The organism is Sphingomonas sp. QA11 (assembly GCF_028473665.1).
Classification (GTDB): Bacteria; Pseudomonadota; Alphaproteobacteria; order Sphingomonadales; family Sphingomonadaceae; genus Sphingomonas; species Sphingomonas phytovorans.
In genome coordinates this window covers 4,021,530-4,039,320 of sequence record NZ_CP098774.1, presented here as the reverse complement: position 1 = coordinate 4,039,320, position 17,791 = coordinate 4,021,530, and the positions used below count along the sequence as shown (strand labels likewise).

At 66.6% G+C, this 17,791-nt stretch carries 20 protein-coding genes and 1 pseudogene; 6 read left to right on the top strand and 15 right to left on the bottom strand.

Annotation, left to right across the window (positions count from 1 at the left end; translation table 11 throughout):
• Positions 1-6 precede the first annotated feature (6 nt).
• Positions 7-507, bottom strand: coding sequence for a winged helix-turn-helix transcriptional regulator (locus NDN01_RS18515; RefSeq protein ID WP_272623208.1), 501 nt, complete (start codon positions 505-507; stop codon positions 7-9).
• A gap of 125 nt (positions 508-632) precedes the next feature.
• Here NDN01_RS18515 and NDN01_RS18510 point away from each other — a divergent pair, with 125 nt between their 5' ends.
• A complete protein-coding gene (locus NDN01_RS18510) occupies positions 633-1,715 on the top strand; it encodes an NmrA family NAD(P)-binding protein (protein ID WP_272623207.1) in 1,083 nt (360 codons plus the stop codon).
• Positions 1,716-1,759: 44 nt separating this feature from the next.
• On the opposite strand, the gene NDN01_RS18505 is transcribed toward NDN01_RS18510, so the two are convergent.
• Both NDN01_RS18505 and NDN01_RS18500 read right to left on the bottom strand, forming a co-directional pair.
• Entirely contained in the window at positions 1,760-2,485 is a 726-nt protein-coding gene (locus NDN01_RS18505) for an SDR family oxidoreductase (RefSeq protein WP_272623206.1), read from the bottom strand.
• Between the two features lie 18 nt (positions 2,486-2,503).
• Positions 2,504-3,568 carry a zinc-dependent alcohol dehydrogenase family protein gene (locus NDN01_RS18500; protein WP_272623205.1) on the bottom strand — a complete coding sequence of 355 codons (1,065 nt, stop codon included), beginning with the start codon at positions 3,566-3,568 and terminating at the stop codon, positions 2,504-2,506.
• 65 nt (positions 3,569-3,633) lie between these two features.
• On the opposite strand from NDN01_RS18500, the gene NDN01_RS18495 reads away from it, so the two are divergent.
• Positions 3,634-4,566 (top strand): LysR family transcriptional regulator, encoded by a 933-nt coding sequence (locus tag NDN01_RS18495; RefSeq protein WP_272623204.1) that lies wholly within the window; start codon positions 3,634-3,636, stop codon positions 4,564-4,566.
• Here the strand turns inward: NDN01_RS18495 and NDN01_RS18490 are convergent.
• The 7 genes from NDN01_RS18490 to NDN01_RS18460 form a co-directional block, all read right to left on the bottom strand.
• The gene (locus NDN01_RS18490; RefSeq protein ID WP_443025142.1) at positions 4,551-5,405 is read right to left on the bottom strand and encodes an NAD(P)-dependent oxidoreductase; all 855 of its coding nucleotides are present in this window, start codon (positions 5,403-5,405) and stop codon (positions 4,551-4,553) included. The genes NDN01_RS18495 and NDN01_RS18490 overlap by 16 nt on opposite strands.
• Before the next feature lie 49 nt (positions 5,406-5,454).
• Positions 5,455-6,597: a diaminopimelate epimerase gene (gene dapF / locus NDN01_RS18485; RefSeq protein WP_272623202.1), complete on the bottom strand. Its 1,143-nt coding sequence runs from the start codon at positions 6,595-6,597 to the stop codon at positions 5,455-5,457.
• Between the two features lie 57 nt (positions 6,598-6,654).
• The gene (locus NDN01_RS18480) at positions 6,655-7,689 is read right to left on the bottom strand and encodes an HlyD family secretion protein (RefSeq protein WP_272623201.1); all 1,035 of its coding nucleotides are present in this window, start codon (positions 7,687-7,689) and stop codon (positions 6,655-6,657) included.
• A gap of 11 nt (positions 7,690-7,700) precedes the next feature.
• Positions 7,701-9,236, bottom strand: a complete 1,536-nt coding sequence (locus NDN01_RS18475; RefSeq protein WP_272623200.1) for an MFS transporter — start codon at positions 9,234-9,236, stop codon at positions 7,701-7,703.
• Positions 9,233-10,726, bottom strand: coding sequence for an efflux transporter outer membrane subunit (locus NDN01_RS18470; protein WP_272623199.1), 1,494 nt, complete (start codon positions 10,724-10,726; stop codon positions 9,233-9,235). Before NDN01_RS18470 ends, NDN01_RS18475 begins: the two co-directional genes overlap by 4 nt.
• Before the next feature lie 2 nt (positions 10,727-10,728).
• The gene (locus NDN01_RS18465; RefSeq protein ID WP_272623198.1) at positions 10,729-11,157 is read right to left on the bottom strand and encodes a hypothetical protein; all 429 of its coding nucleotides are present in this window, start codon (positions 11,155-11,157) and stop codon (positions 10,729-10,731) included.
• Between the two features lie 112 nt (positions 11,158-11,269).
• Positions 11,270-12,070 carry an AraC family transcriptional regulator gene (locus tag NDN01_RS18460; protein ID WP_272623197.1) on the bottom strand — a complete coding sequence of 267 codons (801 nt, stop codon included), beginning with the start codon at positions 12,068-12,070 and terminating at the stop codon, positions 11,270-11,272.
• Positions 12,071-12,235: 165 nt separating this feature from the next.
• Here NDN01_RS18460 and gstA point away from each other — a divergent pair, with 165 nt between their 5' ends.
• Both gstA and maiA read left to right on the top strand, forming a co-directional pair.
• A complete protein-coding gene (gstA, locus tag NDN01_RS18455; RefSeq protein WP_272623196.1) occupies positions 12,236-12,826 on the top strand; it encodes a glutathione transferase GstA in 591 nt (196 codons plus the stop codon).
• A 13-nt stretch (positions 12,827-12,839) separates the two neighbouring features.
• Positions 12,840-13,502, top strand: coding sequence for a maleylacetoacetate isomerase (gene maiA / locus NDN01_RS18450; protein ID WP_272623195.1), 663 nt, complete (start codon positions 12,840-12,842; stop codon positions 13,500-13,502).
• On the opposite strand, the gene NDN01_RS18445 is transcribed toward maiA, so the two are convergent.
• Positions 13,492-14,400 (bottom strand): LysR family transcriptional regulator, encoded by a 909-nt coding sequence (locus NDN01_RS18445; protein ID WP_272623194.1) that lies wholly within the window; start codon positions 14,398-14,400, stop codon positions 13,492-13,494. The two genes, maiA and NDN01_RS18445, sit on opposite strands and share 11 nt — an antisense overlap.
• Before the next feature lie 168 nt (positions 14,401-14,568).
• On the opposite strand from NDN01_RS18445, the gene NDN01_RS18440 reads away from it, so the two are divergent.
• The gene (locus tag NDN01_RS18440) at positions 14,569-15,000 is read left to right on the top strand and encodes an NUDIX hydrolase (protein ID WP_272623193.1); all 432 of its coding nucleotides are present in this window, start codon (positions 14,569-14,571) and stop codon (positions 14,998-15,000) included.
• Here NDN01_RS18440 and NDN01_RS18435 read toward each other — a convergent pair.
• The gene (locus NDN01_RS18435; protein WP_272623192.1) at positions 14,980-15,927 is read right to left on the bottom strand and encodes an alpha/beta hydrolase family protein; all 948 of its coding nucleotides are present in this window, start codon (positions 15,925-15,927) and stop codon (positions 14,980-14,982) included. The genes NDN01_RS18440 and NDN01_RS18435 overlap by 21 nt on opposite strands.
• 59 nt (positions 15,928-15,986) lie before the next feature.
• On the opposite strand from NDN01_RS18435, the gene NDN01_RS18430 reads away from it, so the two are divergent.
• Positions 15,987-16,580 (top strand): TetR/AcrR family transcriptional regulator, encoded by a 594-nt coding sequence (locus tag NDN01_RS18430; RefSeq protein WP_272623191.1) that lies wholly within the window; start codon positions 15,987-15,989, stop codon positions 16,578-16,580.
• Here NDN01_RS18430 and NDN01_RS18425 read toward each other — a convergent pair.
• The 3 genes and pseudogenes from NDN01_RS18425 to NDN01_RS18415 all read right to left on the bottom strand — a co-directional run bounded on the left by NDN01_RS18425 (position 16,577) and on the right by NDN01_RS18415 (position 17,763).
• Positions 16,577-16,759: a hypothetical protein gene (locus NDN01_RS18425; RefSeq protein WP_272628469.1), complete on the bottom strand. Its 183-nt coding sequence runs from the start codon at positions 16,757-16,759 to the stop codon at positions 16,577-16,579. The two genes, NDN01_RS18430 and NDN01_RS18425, sit on opposite strands and share 4 nt — an antisense overlap.
• 191 nt (positions 16,760-16,950) lie before the next feature.
• Positions 16,951-17,202: pseudogene (locus tag NDN01_RS18420) on the bottom strand (GFA family protein); the annotation flags it as partial.
• A 30-nt stretch (positions 17,203-17,232) separates the two neighbouring features.
• Positions 17,233-17,763 (bottom strand): hypothetical protein, encoded by a 531-nt coding sequence (locus NDN01_RS18415; RefSeq protein ID WP_272623190.1) that lies wholly within the window; start codon positions 17,761-17,763, stop codon positions 17,233-17,235.
• Positions 17,764-17,791: the final 28 nt, after the last annotated feature.

Sequence of the window (17,791 nt, the reverse complement as noted above, 5' to 3'; positions counted from 1 at the left end):
GGCCCGTCAGTCCGCCGTCGCCGCGCGTCGCGCGCCGCGTTCATCTCTTCCCAGTTCCACTCGCCAGCGCATGAGCTCGTCGGCGCCAGGACCGGCGACGATCCGTATTTCAGGCTCTGCGGCCAATCCCTCCTGGTCTTCGTCGACCAGAGCGAGCTTCAACCCGTTGCCAGACCCTGCGCCAACGAAGCGCAAGGGCGGTTCCAGTTCCTCCTCGCGCCGCCACTTGTCGCCGATCTGGACCATTGCCTGCATGAGCAGCGCCAGGTCTCTGCCTCGCCCGGTCGGGAGATATTCGTAGCGCTCCGGACGCTCCTGATACCGGCGCCGCTCAATCAGCCCCGCCTGCTCGAGACTTTTCAGGCGGTCCGATAAGGTCGCATTGGTAACGCCGGTCGAGCGCCGCAGATCATCGTAGCGAGTCAGTCCGAGCAGCAGATCGCGCATGACGAGGATGCCCCAGCGGTCGCCGAGCGCCGCCATCACCTTCGCGATCGAGCAGGCCATGCCCTCAAACCCCTTGGATCGCATCGCTCGTCGCTCCCTCTTATCAAGTAACTCTCATAATAAGAGTTGATATACTCTCATCATAAGAGTTATGAAGGTGAGGATCAATCGCCTGGAGTCGCCTTATGTCGAACGTCTCTCGGATCTTCGTGGTGGGCGCGACCGGCGCCCAGGGCCTCCCCGTCGTGCGGGGCTTGGTCGAGGATCGCCGTTACGCGGTGCTTGCGCTGACACGCGACGCCAACTCGCCGCGCGCCCGGGCGCTGGCGGACATGGGCAATGTCGAGTTCCTGGCAGGCAGTTTCGCCGACGAGGCGATCCTGCGCGAGGGTATGCGTGCCTGCGATGGCGTCTTCCTCAACATCGACGGCTTTAACGCCGGCGAGAAGACCGAGACCTATTGGGCGATCCGCGCCTACGAGATCGCGATCGAGGAGGGCGTCGAATTCTTCGTCTACGGCAATCTCGATTACACGCTGAAGAAGGCGGGCTATCGCTCGATGTTCCGGACCGGTCACTATGACGGCAAGGGCCGGATCGGCGAATGGATCCTCAGCCAGAATCAGGCCAACGGGCACCGCATGTGCGCCGCCTTGTTTACGACCGGACCCTATATGGAGATGGCGTTTTCCGCCCAGACTCCGATGACCCCGCGGATCGAGGAGGGCGTGCTGACCTGGCGTGTCCCGCTCGGCGACGGTGCCGTGGTCCATGTCGCGCTCGAGGACTGCGCCTATTACGTCCGCTGGCTGTTCGACCATCCCGATCGCGCGAATGGCATGGATCTCGAAGTCGCGATCGAGCCCGTCCGCTATGCCGACCTCGCCGCCGCGTTCACGCGCGTGACCGGGCATCCGGCGCGCTACATCGACACCGATCTCGACGCCTATTTCGCGCCGATCCCGGCGATCGCGGCGTCGCCCGCCGGTTATAACGCGGACCCGAACGACAAGAGCACCATGAACTTCCGCGACAATTTCACCGGCTTCTGGAGCATGTGGAAGCACGACATCATCGCCCGCGACTATGCCCTGCTCGACGAAATTCACCCGAACCGGATCAGGAGCGCCGAGCAGTGGATCCGGCGGGAGGAGCAGCGCGCGAGAGACGCCGGCACCGAGACACTATGGGAGCGGATACAGCCAGACACGTTGCCCCAGCGCACCATATTGAAGCTCAGCGAGGATCGTCGACAGGGCACACTCTGATCGGGCGACCCGACTACCTGCATGCTCGCGCCGGAACCGCTTGGCTACGACCATCCGCCAGAGAAATGGACGGTCTGGCCTGTGACGAAGGGCGATCGGCCGGAGGCGAGGAAGGCGATCAGCGCACCTATTTCCTCGGGCGCGCCAAGCCGACCGACCGGCACGATACGCGCAATCTCCTCGCGGCCGATGGGATCGTCGACGAAGCGTGACCTCGGATAATAGAGTTCGCTGGCGAGATAGTTCGGCGCGACGATGTTACTCTGGATCCCGAAAGGGGCTGCCTCGACCGCCAGCGCTTTCGCAAAGGCCGTGGTCGCCGCGCGCAGCGTCGTGGCGACGGCGAAGCCCGGTTCCGGCCTCGCCTCCCGCGCCGACGTCACGAACACGAAGACGCCGCTGCCGCGCTCCTTCATCCGAGGGAGAAACAATTGCACGATGCGGATCGGCGCCAGCACCAGGGCTTCGAAAGATTGCTGGAGTTCGTCGGCGGCGACCTGCTCGATCGGTGCCGGTCGGTTAGGATGAACGTCATTCGAGATGATAGCGGCCGGCACATCGAAGCGCTCGATCACTTCGGCATGGATGTCCCCCGGGGTCTGACCGGCAAGCGCGAACGCTGACGAGAACTTGGCATCAAATTCGGTGCGTTTGGCTTCGTTGTCGAATGCCAGGTCGTGGCAGGCGATCTGCCGGCCGTCGGCAAGCAGGCCCTGGAGGGCGCCCGGGCCGGCGTAGGCATTCACGTTCGTCAGCAGGACGACGGACATCAGGCTTCCTCCTCGCCGCTATGCTCGCGCGACATGGATGACTACCTTGCCGAACGGACCGCGCTCCAGATGATCGAAGGCCTCCGGAGCCTCCTCGAACGGATAGACGCTATCGATGACGGGCTTGATGCCATGTTCGTCGATCGCGCGGTTCATGCTCTCGAACGCACGGCGGTGGCCGACCGAAATACCCTGGAGCGTCGATCGCTTCAGCATCATCGGCACGGCGGGCAACTGGAGGCTTTGCCCGCCGAGAAAACCGATGAGCGCGATCCGTCCGCCGGCCGCCAGCGCGTCCGTGGAGCGGACGAGGTTATCGCCGCCGATCATCTCCATCACATGGTCGATGCCCTTGCCGCCCGTCATCGCGCGGGTAGCGCTCGCCCAGTCCGGCGTCGCGCTCGTGTCGATCATCGCCGATGCCCCGAGCGCCTCCAGCCGACCCAGTTTCCCGGCGCGTCTGGTCGTGACGATCGTGCGTGCGCCAAGCGCCTTGGCGAACTGAAGCGCGAACAGCGCGACCCCGCCGGTGCCCTGGATCAGCACCGTGTCCCCGGCCTTGATCGGGCCCGTCTCGACAAGCGCGAACCAGGCGGTCAGCGCCGCAATTGGCAGGGTCGCGGCCTCTTCGTCTGTGAGCGACACGGGTGCCGCGACGGCCATGTCCTCATGGAGCACGATATATTTACTGAGCATGCCGGGAAGCGGTCCGCCCAGCGACCGCCCATGCGCAGCCATCTCGGGCGGCGGCGCGCCGTCGATCCATTGGGTCCAGAAATTCCCGAGGACACGCTCGCCGGGGCGGAAGCGGGAGACGCGCTTCCCGACGGCGACCACCTCGCCGACCATGTCGGAGACGGGAACGAACGGCATGGCGGGAGCGACCGGGAGCAGTTCTCCCTCGATGACGAGCTTGTCGCGGTAGTTGAGCGAGGCGGCTGCGACCCGGATCAGCAGGTCCTCCGCGCCGGGTACGGGAACGGGCGCCTCGGCCAGTTCGAGATTGTGCCGCCCAAAGGACGGCAATTGCCACTGCTTCATCTTGTCGCTCATGATCACCTCGCAGACTGAGGGGTCGATCATATCGACAACCAAGGCGCTGAAGTTGCGCTATGGTTTCGGATAATTTCCGCCATATAGTCGTCAATATGGCGCTCCATGTTCACTCTCATCTCCAGGGGATCTCGGCCTTCGTGCACAGCGTCGAAGGCGGCAGCTTCACCGCCGCGGCCGCGCGCATGGGCGTGTCGAAGTCGGCGACGGCCAAAAGCGTCGCTCGGCTCGAAGACCGGCTCGGCGTTCGGCTCCTCGCTCGAACGACGCGGCAGCTGAGCCTGACGACCGAAGGCGAGACCTATTATCGAAGCTGCCTCAAGGTGCTCGACGAGCTGAACGGCGCGGAGGCCTTGCTTGCCGCCCGACAGCGATCGATTTCCGGCCTCCTGCGGGTCAACCTGCCCGTCTCCTTCGGCCGGCTGTGCATCATGCCCGTTCTTCAGGAGGTCGCAGCCGCGAACCCCGACCTGGAGCTGGACGTCAGTTTCACGGACCGGCTGGTGGACCTTGTCGAGGAGGGCGTCGATCTCGCCATACGCCTCGGCCACCCCGGCCATCATGCGAGCGTGATCGGGCGACGGATCGGTACGCAGCGTTCGCTCATCTGCGCGTCGCCGGCCTATCTGGACGAGCATGGGCGGCCTCAATCTGCTCTCGATCTCGCCGGTCATGCCTGCCTGGCGTTCGGCAAGGATGGGCGTCCGCTTCCCTGGCGGATATGCGATAGCGACCGTGACATGCAGGAAATCCTGATCAAGCCGAGCTACACCATCAGCCATGGGGAGGCGTTGCGGGACGCGACCGTTGCCGGGCTCGGCCTCGCCTATCTCTCGACCTGGCTCGCCGAGGCCGATCTGCGGAGCCATCGCCTCGAGGTCGTGCCGATCGCGACGCCTGCCGAGGACGGTCCGATCTCCGCGATCTGGCCACGCTCCCGCGATCTCGCGCCCAAGGTCCGCATCATGGTCGATACGCTCGTCGGGCGGTTCATGCCTACCGCTCCCTGGGATCACGGCTTGTCGTAACAGGGGCTCGACCCGCCTGTCTCCGCCTCGAGCGCCCGGATCACGCCGATCATATCTAGCGTCCCGAAACCCATTGCATTCGCCATGGCGTAGAGCCCGTCCGCGCGGTCAAGTAGCGGTGTCGCTATCCCGGCGCTGCGAGCCGCGGCAGCGACGAGCTGGCTGTTCATCAGCACGTCGCCCAGACTGGCCTGGGCCGTGAAATCGTCGCGCACGAGCTTGTCGATCTTCACGCGGGACACATCGCTCGCCATAGGACCGGCGTCGATCACGGCTCGGAACAGGTCGAGGTCGAGCCCCGAGCGGGACGCGAAATGAGCCGCTTCCATCAACCCTGTCACCATGGTGATGAGGAAGAGGTTGACCGCGAGCTTCATGGTCAAGGCGCCCGGCACTGTCCCGCAGGCGAAGGTCGTGCCGCAGATCGGCCGCACCAGCGCGCGGACCATCGCCACGTCAGGTCCGTCGCCGGCCACCATGCCGACCAGCGCGCCCTTCTCGGCGGGGATGCGCGATCCCGAAACCGGCGCCTCGACGTAGCGCCCGCCGGCGCCAAGGATCGCCGTGCCCAGATCGCGTGAATAAGCGGGTGATGTCGTTCCCATATGGACGATGAGCCGCCCGCAGACATTGTCCGCGAACATGTCCAACGAGCGCTCCAGTACTTGGTCGATCACGGCTTCGTTCGCCAGCATGAGCAGGGCGACCGCCGAGGACCGCAAGGCGTCCCGCGCTGACGGCGCGACGGTCGCGCCGCGTGCCGCCAGACGGTCGAGCGCGGGCTGCGAGCGGTTCCAGACGATCAGATCGGGCACCGACGTCAGGAGGTTGGATGCCATCGGTTCGCCCATATGGCCGAGGCCCAGAAACGCGGTCGCCATTGTTCGCTCAGCCTTCTTCGACAGGAGTGCCGGCCCAGATGCCGCTGAAGCTGCGCTCCACCGGGCCGGTCAGCGTCACGCCCGCGCCATCCCAGGCGACGTGAAGGATTCCGCCATCGCACTGCACCTCGACAGAGCGATCCAGCAGGCCGCGGCGAATGCCGTTGACCACGGCCGCGCAGGCGCAGGAGCCCGAGCCCGGCGAAACCCCGCCACCACGCTCCCAGATTCTCAGCCGGATGCGGGCCGGGTCGATGATCTCGACGAAGTGGACGTTCGCGCCTTGAGGGAAAAGCGGGTTGCGTTCGATCGCGGGTCCGAGTTCCTCGATCGCGATAGCTTCGGCATCCTCGACGAAATAGGTGCAGTGCGGATTGCCCATGCTGCACGCAGCCGGCGCGCCGAACAGGGGCAAGGTCAGCGTGTCCATCGCTTCGGCGAGCGGGATGTCCGACCATGAGAGCAGCGGCGCGCCCATATCGACCGAGATGTGGCCATCGGACGGCCGCGAACAGGCGAGAAGTCCGCGCGCCGTTCGAACCATGACCTTGGTTGCCGCCTTTTCCTCCATCAGCTTGAGCGCCGCGCCGCGCGTGGCGCTGCCGCAGGCATCCAGGACCGATCCGTCGGGATTCCAGAAGGAGAGGCGTGGGATGCTGTCGTCGCCATCAGAGAGCGCCGCCAGTTGATGGAAGCCGATACCGCGTTCGCGGTCGGCGAGACGGCGGACGAGCGCGGGAGCGATCGTCCGCTCGTCACCGCGCAGGTCAATCAGTGCGAAATCGTCGCCGTTCGCGTGCATCTTCTCGAAGGCGATGCCGCGCGCGCCCACCGCGACCACGTCGTGATGCTCGACGCCCGGCGGCTTTGCGAGCAGGAAGCGATCATCCTCCGGATAATAGCGCGCCCGGTCGGCGTCCTCGCCAGCGAAAGCTCGAATCGTGTCCATCGACGGCCACCAGCTCAGCGTGGTCACCTCGGTGGTGCCATCGCCGAGGTCGCGGGCCAGCATCTCGCAGCCGAGATTGCCTGGCGTGGCCGCATAGTCCGGAATGCCCGTGCCCGCGATATAGGCGACATAGGCCTCGCGGTTTTCCGTCCGGATGCGCGAAGACCAGCGGCGCATGATCGATCGTTTCGCGTGTGGCATCCAAATCTCTCCGTGATCGATGGGACGTGAAGCGACCGTTAGCCGCGCTGGTCCTGCTCAACCCCCTGTCTGCACGGTCGGGACGACCGACATCCCGACGCGCAGGCGATCAAGCTCCGGCTGGTTCGGATCGATGGCGATGCGCACCGCCAGCCGCTGCGTGATCTTGGTGAAGTTGCCGGTGGCATTCTCAGGGGCGATCGCGGCGAATGAAGCGCCCGATGCCGGCGCGATGCTCTCGACATGCCCCTTGAACGTCACGCCCGGCGCGGCATCGAGCGCGAAGGTCGCCGGCTGCCCGGGCCGGATCCGGGCAAGCTGGGTCTCACGATAGCGCGCCTCGACATAAGCGAGCCTGACCGGAACGACAGCGAGGAGCGGTGTGCCGGCCTGGACATAGTTGCCGACCCGAAGCGTCCGCTCGCCGACCACGCCATCCACGGGTGCGCGGATCTGAGTGTAGGACAGGTTCAGCCGCGCCGCATCGACCGCCGCCTTAGCGCGTGAAATCGCCGCCTCCGCTTCCCCGAGTTGGGCGCGGAGGATCGGCAGTTGCTCGCGGGCCGCGACATGGCCCGCCATGTCGCGCCGGCTGGCCGCCTGATCGGACGCGAGCCGGGAGTCGGCTTCCTGCTGCTCCTGTCGGCTCGCGGAGCCGTCGCCGGCGAGGTCGCGGTAGCGTCCGGAATTGGCGCGCGACAGCATGACCGCGGCGGCGTCCGCCTCCGTCGCCGCCTGGGCCTGTGCGATCACGCTGTCCTGCCGGGCGATCTGCCGGCGCAGGCCCTCCGCATTGGCCTCGGCGGCATGCTGGTCGGCTTCGGCCGAGGCGAGCGCCACCCGATAATCGCGGTCGTCGATCGTGGCGAGCAACTGACCGCGGCGGACGCGCTCGTTGTCCGTGACCAGCACCTGCATCAGCTGTCCGGCGATGCGCGGCGCGACCGTGCTGGAATCTGCAAGCACATAGGCATCGTCAGTGGTCTGGGCGGAGGCAGCGCCTTCATCATGTGTCACGGACCAGGTCGTGCCCATGAGGGCGATGGCGGCGAGTCCTCCGAGGGCGATCTTGGTGGCGAGCGGCATCGGCATGGGGCGTCTTCCTAGGCTTTCTTCGCCGGAGCGGGCGGCGGGACATGGGTGAGGAACAGGGTCGGCAGGATCAGCAGCGCGGCGAGCAGGGCGGCGAGCCGGTAGACGTCCGCTACTGCGAAGGTGAGCGCCTGCGGCTCGAACAGGTTGGACGGCGACAGGCCTGTTCGCCCCGCGCGATCGGCGAGGACGGTGAGATGCGCGGCGCTGCCCACCACCAGCAGCCGCTCGACGATGGCGGCACCGGCGATGCTCGCCAGCGTCTTCAGCGTGTTGATGAGCCCCGCGTAGAGCGCGCCTTCGGCGGGCGATATGAGCGTGCTGACCGAGAGATAGAGGAACGGCACCACGGCGAGCGGCTGGCCGATCATCTGGCATGCCTGTGCCAGCCAGAACTCGCGCACCATCCAGCCATCCGTCACCTGCGAGCCGAGCCAGCAGGAGGTCGCGATCAGCGCAAGACCGAGGGCGACGACATGGCGCGCATCGACCCAGTGCCGATAGAGTAGAGCCGAGACGGCGGGCGCCAGCAGGATCTGCGGCACGCTGATGATGAGGCCGATCGGCGCGATCTGGAGGGGGCGGAAGCGCTGCACCTCGGCCAGTTGCGCGGCGGGCAGTAGTGCGCTGGAGACGACCACGATCAATATGCCGCAGAACAGCGGCAGGCCGAGCGCGAAGTTGCGCCGCGAGAGCATCTGGAGCTTCACGAAGGGCTGCGGGTGATGCCATTCGCTGAGCAGGAAGGCCGCGATCAGCGCGACGGCGGCGACGGCGATGCCGGTGATGTGCGGGGAGTTGAACCAGTCGAGCCGCTCGCCTTCCTCCGCGACATAGGCGAGAAGGCCGAGGCCGAGCGGGCCGGTGGCGAGGCCCACGCCATCGATCTCGCGCAGGCGTTCGGAGCGAACCGGGTCCTGCGGCACACCCCAGCCGACCATCGCAAGCACGACGAAGCCGATCGGGATCACCTGCCAATATGTGAGGCGCCAGTCATTCCATCCGTCCATCCAGGTGGCCGCGAACCACAAAGCGAGGTTGGGCGCGAAGGTCGCGGTAAGCGAGTAGAAGCCGAGCCCCTGGAGCTTGATCGCCGGTGGCAGAAAGCGCAGCGCAGCGCCCATCAGCAGCGGGATCATCGCGCCGCCGGCGAGGCCCTGGATGGCCCGGAGCGCGACCAGCCACTCGAAGTTCGGCGCCCACGGCAGCAGCAGCGCGCAGACCATGAAGACGACGGTGATCGCGAGGTGGAAATGCCGAAGCGAGAAGGTCGCGGCGAACCAGGAGGCGACCGGCATCGCGGCGAGCTGGGTCGCGGCATAGACGGTGCCGAGCAGATGGGCGTCGTCGCCGGCCAGCCCGCGCGCGCCGGAGATGTCGGTGAGCGTCAACGCGGTGACCCGGTCGTTGAGCCCGGACATCATCGCGGCGATGAGGATGCCGGCAAGTCCGGTCGCGACCCGCAGGTTCCAGGCATGATGGGCGGCGGGCGCGGGCGCGGGCGCCTGGGCCTGTGGCGGGGCGGCGGGGGCGGTCACGGCGGTCATGCGGCCGATGGCGTCCAGCCGCCGCCCAACGCCTTGTAGAGCGCGGTCACCGCCACTGCGCGCTCGGTCCGCGCGTCGATCCATTCGCCTTCCCGGTCGAGGCGGGCGCGCTCGGCGACGAGCACATCGATATAGCCGGTTGCGCCTGCGCCATAGCGACGCTCCGACACATGTGCGGCGATGCGGCTCTGGTCGACGCCGGCGCGGGTGGCGGCGAGGCGCGCGTCCGCGGTGCGGAGCGCCTCCAATGCGTCGTCGATCTCGTGCCAGGCCTTCAGCACGGTCGCACGATAGCGCAATGCCGCGACTTGCTGGTCCGCCTTGGCGAGCTCCAGCCGTCCGGTCAGCCGGCCGCCCTGGAAGATCGGGAGCGATAGGATCGGGCCGAGCACGAACTGGCGCGCATTCCACAGCGGGAAATTATCGAGCGAGACCGATTGCAGGCCAAGGCTGCCGCTGAGCGAGATGGAGGGATAGAAGTCCGCGCGCGCCACGCCGATCCGGGCCGTCGCGGCATGCAGCGCGGCCTCGGCGGCCTGGATGTCCGGTCGTTGGCGCGCAAGATCGGACGGTAAAGCGGCAGGCACAGTCGAGGCTGATATTTCCATCGGAACGGAGCCGCCGGCCAGCAGGGCGTCCAGCGCATGCGGCTCCGCGCCGGTGAGGAACGCCAGCGCGTTGCGCGCCTCCGCAGCCTCGCGCTCGGCGAGCGGCAGCTGGGCATCGATCGCGGCAAGCTGGGTGCCGGCGGTCGCGGCGTCATAGCGGGTGGCAGCTCCACTGTTGAGCCGCCGTTCGGCGATATGCTGTCCAGCCGCGACCGCCTTGCGATTGTCGCCGAGGACGGCGAGCCGCGCCTCCGCGCCGCGCAACCGCATATAGGTACGCGCGACCTCGGCGCTGAGCGAGATGCGTGCCGCGTCACGATCGAGCACCGCGCCTTGCGCGTCGGCGTGGGCGGCCTCGCGCAGGCGGCGTGCCTTGCCCCAGAGGTCTAGTTCCCAGCTCGCATCGAATCCGGCCTGAAACAGGTCATAGTCGTCCGACTTCGAGGAGGGCGGCACGCTCGCGGTGCCGAACGGGTCGGCGCCGCCGGCGGCGCTGGGCGACGGCGGACCTTCGCCCGTCAGCGACAGGATGCCCTCCGGGCTCGCACGCTCGCGCTGATAGGAAGCGGCGGCTCCCGCGCGGGGCAGTCCGGCCGCGCCTGCGATGCGGACCTCCGCACGGGCGCGGCCGATGCGGGCGGTGGCTTCGGCAAGGTTGAGATTGCCGGCCAGCGCGCGCTGCTCCAACTCGTCGAGCACCGGGTCGCCGAAGCTGTGCCACCAGGAAGCGCTGCTCTCGCCTTTGTCCGACAGCATGGTCTGCGCGGCGGCGGCGGTCGCCGCAGCCGGCGCCATGGCCACCGGCGGCGAGAAATTCGGGCCGACCGTGCAACCGCTTGCCGTCAACATCAGGCCGGGGATCAGGATCCGGGTATGGCGCATGCTCAATCTCCCCCCGGGTCATGCGGCTCGGGGACGTCGATCGTTGCCGCCGGCTCGCCTGCGAGCAGCCGCGCTGCGACCGCGCGCGCATCCTCGTCGGAGGCCGTCACCAGCATCGGGTAGCCCCAGAATTTCGCGTAGGTTTCCGCGCCCGATCGCGCGACGAAGCGGTTGGCTGCCTGCGGCTCGACATAGACCAGCGCCAGCACGAACTGACGCAAAGGTTCGCGGTGACGCTTCATCCAGAGCGCGACCCGTTTGCGCTCTTCATGGTCCTGGGCCTGTGCCCCCGCGCCGTGCCCGATCAACACGAAGGGACGAGCACGATTGAGCTGCGCCTCGAACGCCGTGAAGCCCTCGTCCAGACCGCCAGGACCAGAGCGGTTATAGTGCAGCCGCACCATCGGAAAATCATCGTCTTCTATGAGCATGGATCGATCCGCCGTTTTGCGATGCGTTCGCATGTAGCGCGTTGGAGAACGGCGGGATCGCGACAGTCAGACATTCTATCGCGCGATCTCGCCAAAATTGGGGAGCGTGCCGCTATCGCGAGGCTTTCGGGCCGTGCCGCGCGAGGTAACGGCTGGGCGACTCGCCCAAGGCCTTGCGGAACATCGCGATGAAGGCGCTCGGGCTTTCATAGCCGAGGTCGGTCGCCACCACCTGCACGGCGAGCCCTCGGGTCAGTCGCTCGAGCGCGAGCATGATCTGGAACTGTTGGCGCCATTGGCCGAAGGGCATGCCGGTCTCGTGCAGGACGAGCCGGGACAGGGTGCGCTCGCTCATGCCGATACGGCTTGCCCAGATTCCTGTGGTGGCGCGGTCTGCGGGGTCCGCCGCCCAGGCGTCGGCAATTTTGCGCAGGCGGCGGTCTGCGGGGAGCGGCATGTGGCGCTGCTCGATCGGTGCGCTGCGCAGTTCATTGAGCATCGTCTGGATGAGGGGTGCCGGCGTGCCAGCCTCGTCATAGAGCGGCGGCAGACGCGACACGGCGAGGATGAGCTCGCGCAGCAGCGGCGCGATCGAGATCGTGCGGCATTGGTCCGGAAGTCCCTCGATCAGCGCCTCATCGATGAACAAGCAGGTCAGCTCGACTTCACCGACGCACCGCACGCTGTGCAGGATGCCCGGCGGTATCCAGAGGGCATGCTGCGAGGGGACGAGCCAAAGGCCGCTCGCCACCTCGCAGCTGATCAGGCCGCGCAGCGACAGCATCAGCTGCGCGCGGCCATGGGCATGCGGTTCCTTCTCCCATCCCTGCGTCACCAAGGCCATCTCGACCGACGACAAGGGGCGCAGCAGATTATAGTCCTCGAACGACCCTTCCGGCTCAGCGTTTGTCATTATCGGTAGCACCTTGTTCTTCATCCGGCCGGGTCGCGGAGAGGACCATAGCGCGGCGGGGCGCCTTCGTCCCTTGCGCGCCAGCAACCGCCGCTTGCGACAAGACAAATACCGGATTTTTGCGGAGCAGTTAGGCTGAGCGCCTTTCCGAGGAGGGGATGCCCGATGAAACTCTACTACGCACCTGGCGCCTGTTCTTTGGCGGCATTGATCGCAGCTGAAGAAGCGGGATTGCGATTTGAACTCGAGCGCGTGGATATTCGAGCCAATCCGCATCGACTGGCCGATGGCACCGACTTCCACACCATCAACGCCAAGGGCTATGTGCCCATGCTCGAACTGGAAGATGGCGACCTGCTGACCGAGGGCGTCGCCATCCTTCAATATATCGGTGACGAATGGAGCGAGCGGACGATGTTCGACCATTATCGCCAGCTCGAATGGCTGACCTTCATCGCGACAGAACTCCACAAGAGCTTCAGCCCGTGGCTGTTCCACCCGGAATATGGAGAACAGGCCGCCGCCGTTGCCCGGGCGCGGATCGCGGACCGGTTCAGCTATCTCGATCAGCATCTTCAATCGACAGACTATCTCCTGGGCGATCATTTCGGCGTGGCGGATGCCTATTGCTTCGCCATCGCGCGCTGGGCGCCTGGCAAAGGCATCGATCTTGCGGAATGGCCGTTCCTGTCCGCCTATCTGGACCGTGTGCGGGCGCGGCCGAAGGTCGCCGCAGCGCTGGAACGGCACGGATAAGGGCGAGAGACCAATGTCCATCCAGCTTTATGGCTTCTGGCGTTCGAACGCCGCATTTCGCGTCCGGGTCGCGCTTGCGCTGAAGGCGCTCGTCTATGAGGAAATCGACGTCGACATCCTCGCGGGCGATCAATTCGACCCGGCCTACGCCGAGGTCAATGCCGAACACGTCGTTCCGACCCTGGTCCATGACGGTCGCCGGATTTTCCAGTCGCTGGCGATCATCGAATATCTCGACGAGATCGCCCCGGAGCCACCGCTGCTGCCGGCCGATCCGACGGCGCGCGCCTATGCCCGTGCGTTGGCGATGGTCCTGACGGCGGACGCGCATCCGCTCACCGTGCCGCGCGTCCGGAAGTATCTCGGCCATGCCTTCCAGGCTGATGCGGCGTCGATCGAGGCCTGGTGCCGGCACTGGACTGGGGATGGCCTCGCAACCTACGAGCGGTTGCTGGCCCGGCAGGCGCCCGCACCCTATGCGCTGGGGGAGACACTCTCCATCGCCGATATCGGCATTGCGGGCCAAGTCGCGCTGGCCGACGTCTATCATATGGAGCTCGCGGACTATCCGCATGTCGCCGCGCTGGCGAAACGCTGTTTCGAATTGCCAGCCTTCGCCGACGCGCATCCCTTCGCGCATCCAGGCTATCGAGCGGCAGGAACGATCAGCGTGTGATATCCGGGTTGAGGCTTTGCCCTTCAAGGAGCGCTCGGCGCGCCGTCAGCCCTTGGCCGATCACGTCGAAGAAGGCGCGGACGCGGGCCGTGTTGCGAAGGTCACGGTGGGTGATGAGCCAGAGTTCGCGGGTCAACGTCGCCTCCGGGAGCGATACGCTCGTGAGATCGCCCTCCTGGTCGCCGAGATAGCAGGGCAAGAGCGCCATCCCGATCCCGGCTTTTACCGCCATCATCTGGTTGATGAGGCTGCTCGATCGATAGACGATCTGGTCGGAGGAGACCGTGTCGGTCAGCCATTTCGCGGCCGCCGCGACCGCCATGCTGTCCCAGCCGATGAAGCGGTGACCTTCGAAGGGTGCTCCGGTAACGGGGGCGTTGGCGGCCAGATAGGTGGGACTGGCATAGAGCGCCCAAGCGGTCTCTGCGATCTGGCGGCCGAACAGGTCGCCCTCGACGGGGCGGGTGGCGCGGATCGCGATATCGGCTTCGCGGCGCAGCAGGTCGAGCTGGCGGTTGTCGACCAGCAGTTCGAGCGTGATGCCCTCGTGGCGAGCGCGGAACTCGGACAGGAGATCGTTGAGGATCCGATAGGCGAGCGATTCCGAGCAAGTGATGCGCAGGTTGCCCGAGAGGCGCGCGTCGCGGCCGGTGATCTCCCGGTCAAGCGCGAGAACTTCCTGCTCCATGCGCTCGGCGGCGAGCAGCATGCGATCGCCGGCATCCGTTGCGGTATAGGCGCCGCCGGCCCGCTCGAAGAGCTGGACCTGGGCGCGCGCTTCGAGCGCATTCAGCCAGCGAAAGATGGTCGAATGGTCATTGCCCAGCGTGTGCGCGGCGCCTTTCAACGATCCGCTTCGGCCGATCGCGAGGATCAGCCGGAAGTCATTCCAGTCCATGTTCGGTTTGCCTTTTGGAAAGCGCGGAGACGATCATCACGCTTTGGCTTGCAAGTCTGCATAATCGCAAAGGACTACGCAGACAATCGGACGTGCGGTTGCAGGATTGCAAACGCTCCTTTCGATACGGCAATCCAGACCGTACCCGGTCGCGACTAAGGTTTCGCCATGCCTAGCCATCCCGTCCCTGCGACCATCGCCGCCGTCATCCGTGATGGTCAGGTTCTCCTCGTCCGCCGCGCCAACCCGCCCGATGCTGGCCTGTGGGGCTTTCCCGGGGGCAAGATCGATCATGGCGAGACGATCGAGGCGGCGGCGGTCCGCGAGCTCTTCGAGGAGACCGGCATCCGCGCCGAAGCGGGGCCAGTCTTTACTGCGGTAGACGCGATGGACTTGGCCACGACCGGCGGGGTTCATGCCCATTACGTCCTGATCGCGGTGCTGTGCCGCTGGGCGGCGGGAGAGCCGCAGGCCGGAGACGATGCGCTCGAGGCGGCCTGGCATGATCTTGACGGTCTCGATCATGCCGGCCTCGCGATGAGCTTCGGTGTCGCGGATGTCGCGCGCCAGGCCGCCATTCTAGCGAGCCTCGCTGTGTGACGAGACGACCGGCGCGCTGAGATACGGCCAAGGATTGTGTCCGTCGCGCAGCCATCGAAGCGTGCCGGTCCAGAAGGTCTCGGCGTAGCTGTCGTGGAACAGCGCGAAATGGCCGATCGCGTCTCTCCCGAAGTCCGACGGTCGGATCTGGACGAGGGTGCGATCTGCCCCGGCATAATAATCGAGCGTGCGCCGGACTGCCGCTACCGTGCCGATCTCGTCGTCGGCAAGCGAGATCGCCAGGATAGGCGCGGTCACGGCGCGCATCCGGTCGCGCGAGGCTTGCCGATCAGCGCGCGGAAAGCTCTCCTCGAACCGGCGGCCCCGAAAGCTCCACTCGTTCGCGACACCGGCGGGCAGGTCTTCGAGCCAGCCCAGCCTGCGGCCGGGGAAATAACCGAAGAGCGCCGTTAGAGCCGGCATGGCGACGTGCCATTTGGCGAACAGCCGCATCCGCGCCGCCCTCGCATAGTCGCCCCACCAGGCATATTGCGCGCCCACCGTCAGCATACGCGCGACCAGCGGGGTGCTGGGTGCGAGGCCGGGGAGAAAGCCCCCGATGCTGTGGCCGACGACCGCAATCGTCGCGCCCGGGCGCTGCGCGTGCATGAAGCGCAGCGCCGCCTCGAAATCGCGCGTTCCCCATTCGCGCCAGCGATAGCCGCAGCCTCGCAAGCGCCCCGGCCGGGACTCACCAATGCCGCGATAATCGTAGGTGAGGACGTCATAGCCCTGTCCGGCAAGGAAGCGGGCGTAGCGGTGATAATAGCGGGCCAGTACGCCGGTCGCGCAGTTGATGATGACACTGCCGACCCGCGCATCGCCGTGCCCGTGGCAAAGGTGCCCGCCCAGCACCACGCCGTCGCCGCAGGCGATCGCGACCGCTTCGCTGCCAACCGGATGTGCTGGATGCTGCGTCGATGCCATGGGTCGAGGCTAACGCGCGGGAGGCTTCAAGTATATTCACTGGTAGGTATACTTGAGGGATGCCCAAGACCCTTGCTCCTGCTCGCGACCGGATCCTCAAGGCTGCGGCGAGCCTGTTCCAGTCGCTCGGCGTCAAGGCGGTCAGCGTCGACGCGATCGCGGAGAAGGCGGGGCTCACCAAGCGCAGCGTCTATTATCATTTCCGCAGCAAGGATGACCTCATCACCGCCTATCTCGAGGCGCGCGACGAACCCAATTTGGCGCTCTTCCAGCGCTGGTTTGCCGAGGCGGATGGCGACGTAGCCGACAAGGTTGCGGCGGTGTTCGGCCAGCTTGCCGCCTCCGCCCGGCACCCCAAATGGAAAGGCTGCGGTTTCCTGCGAACGTCGGTCGAGCTCGTCGACCGGCCGGGGCATCCCGCCGTCATCGCGGGCCGCCGTCACAAGAAGCGGGTCGAGACTTGGTTCGCCGGGATCTTCACGGAGCGAATGGACCCGAGCGCGGCGTCCGAACTTGGCCGCCAGACCATGCTGCTCCTCGACGGAGGCTTCGCGATCACCTTGCTCCACCGCGATCCGAGCTATCTGGAGAGCGCCGGTGCCGCCGCTGCCAGCCTCGTCAGAGCCTGCATTGCCGGTCGCGCGGCCGCTTAGCCGGCTTTGGCGACCCGGCGCGCGCTGACGAGACACAATAGAGGGCCCAGGACGAAGGCGCCGAAAAGACATCGCGCCGCGTCGGCCGTACCCTGAACTCCGCCCGGCTCGACCAGACCGCCGGCATTGGCGACCATGCCCGCAAGCGCCGCGCCGATGGCGGTGGCGAAGAGCTGCACCGTCGTGATCGACGCACCCGCCAGCTCCTGCTCGGCCGAGGGCGCCGCCTTGAGTACGCGGGTCCGCCAATGTCATTGGGATGCTGGACGCCGTCAAACACCGGCACTTCGTGGAAGTCGAATGGGCTGATGCCGTCGAGGCAGGCGACATTGACCCCATATTGATTTGGGTTCGAGCGCCGCTGATGGTGCGTGTAGATACCGCAGCGCGAACAGAATAAATGCTGGGCGGCGCCAGTGTTGAACCGATAGCTGGTCAGGACGTCCGCGCCTTCGGTGATGGTGACGCCGCCCATCTCTGCCGAGACGGCAACCGCGCCGCGCATCCGGCAATAGGAGCAGGTGCAGCGGCGGATGGTGCTGAAGCCGTCGCTGAGCTTCGCCTCGAAACGCACCGCCCCACAATGGCATCCGCCCGCCTTAACATCATTCTCGATCGTCATAGCTCAGCTCCGTCGGTCTATCGGTTGGGCTCATAGCGCGCCGGAACCCCGCAAGGTTTCGGCAGCGGCCTCCAGCAGCGTTGCCGCATCGGCGCGCCTCTTGTTCGCAAGCCGCGTGATGCCGAGCTGCCGGAGATCCTCGCCGCCGAAGGATTCCATGATGTCGGGCAGGCGCCGCACTGCGCCGCGCGCGCCCCAGCTGCCGTCACTCAGCTCGGTCGGGAAGACCCAGACCCGCCGGCCGACCTCCTCGATCGCGCCACCTTCGGCTTCGGCGACCGCTGCCGTCACAGCGGCGACGAGGCTCGCGCGCGCGGCGTCTGTATATTGACCCTCGGGCACGCTCGGCACGATTCGGTAGATCGGCGCCGGCGCCAGCGTACCGGCCCGGTAGATGGCCGCCGGGCGATGGAGGAAGATCCAGCTCACATCGCGCACGCGCGGATTGGCCGGGTCGAGCCCCTCGTGCCGAATGAGGATGTCGGTGAGTTCCGACATCAACCGGGCTTCGGCATCGGCAGGCAAGGCGCCTTCGGGGATGGTGACGTCGATCATCGGCATGACAAGCCTCCTTGGGGTGATGGCCATG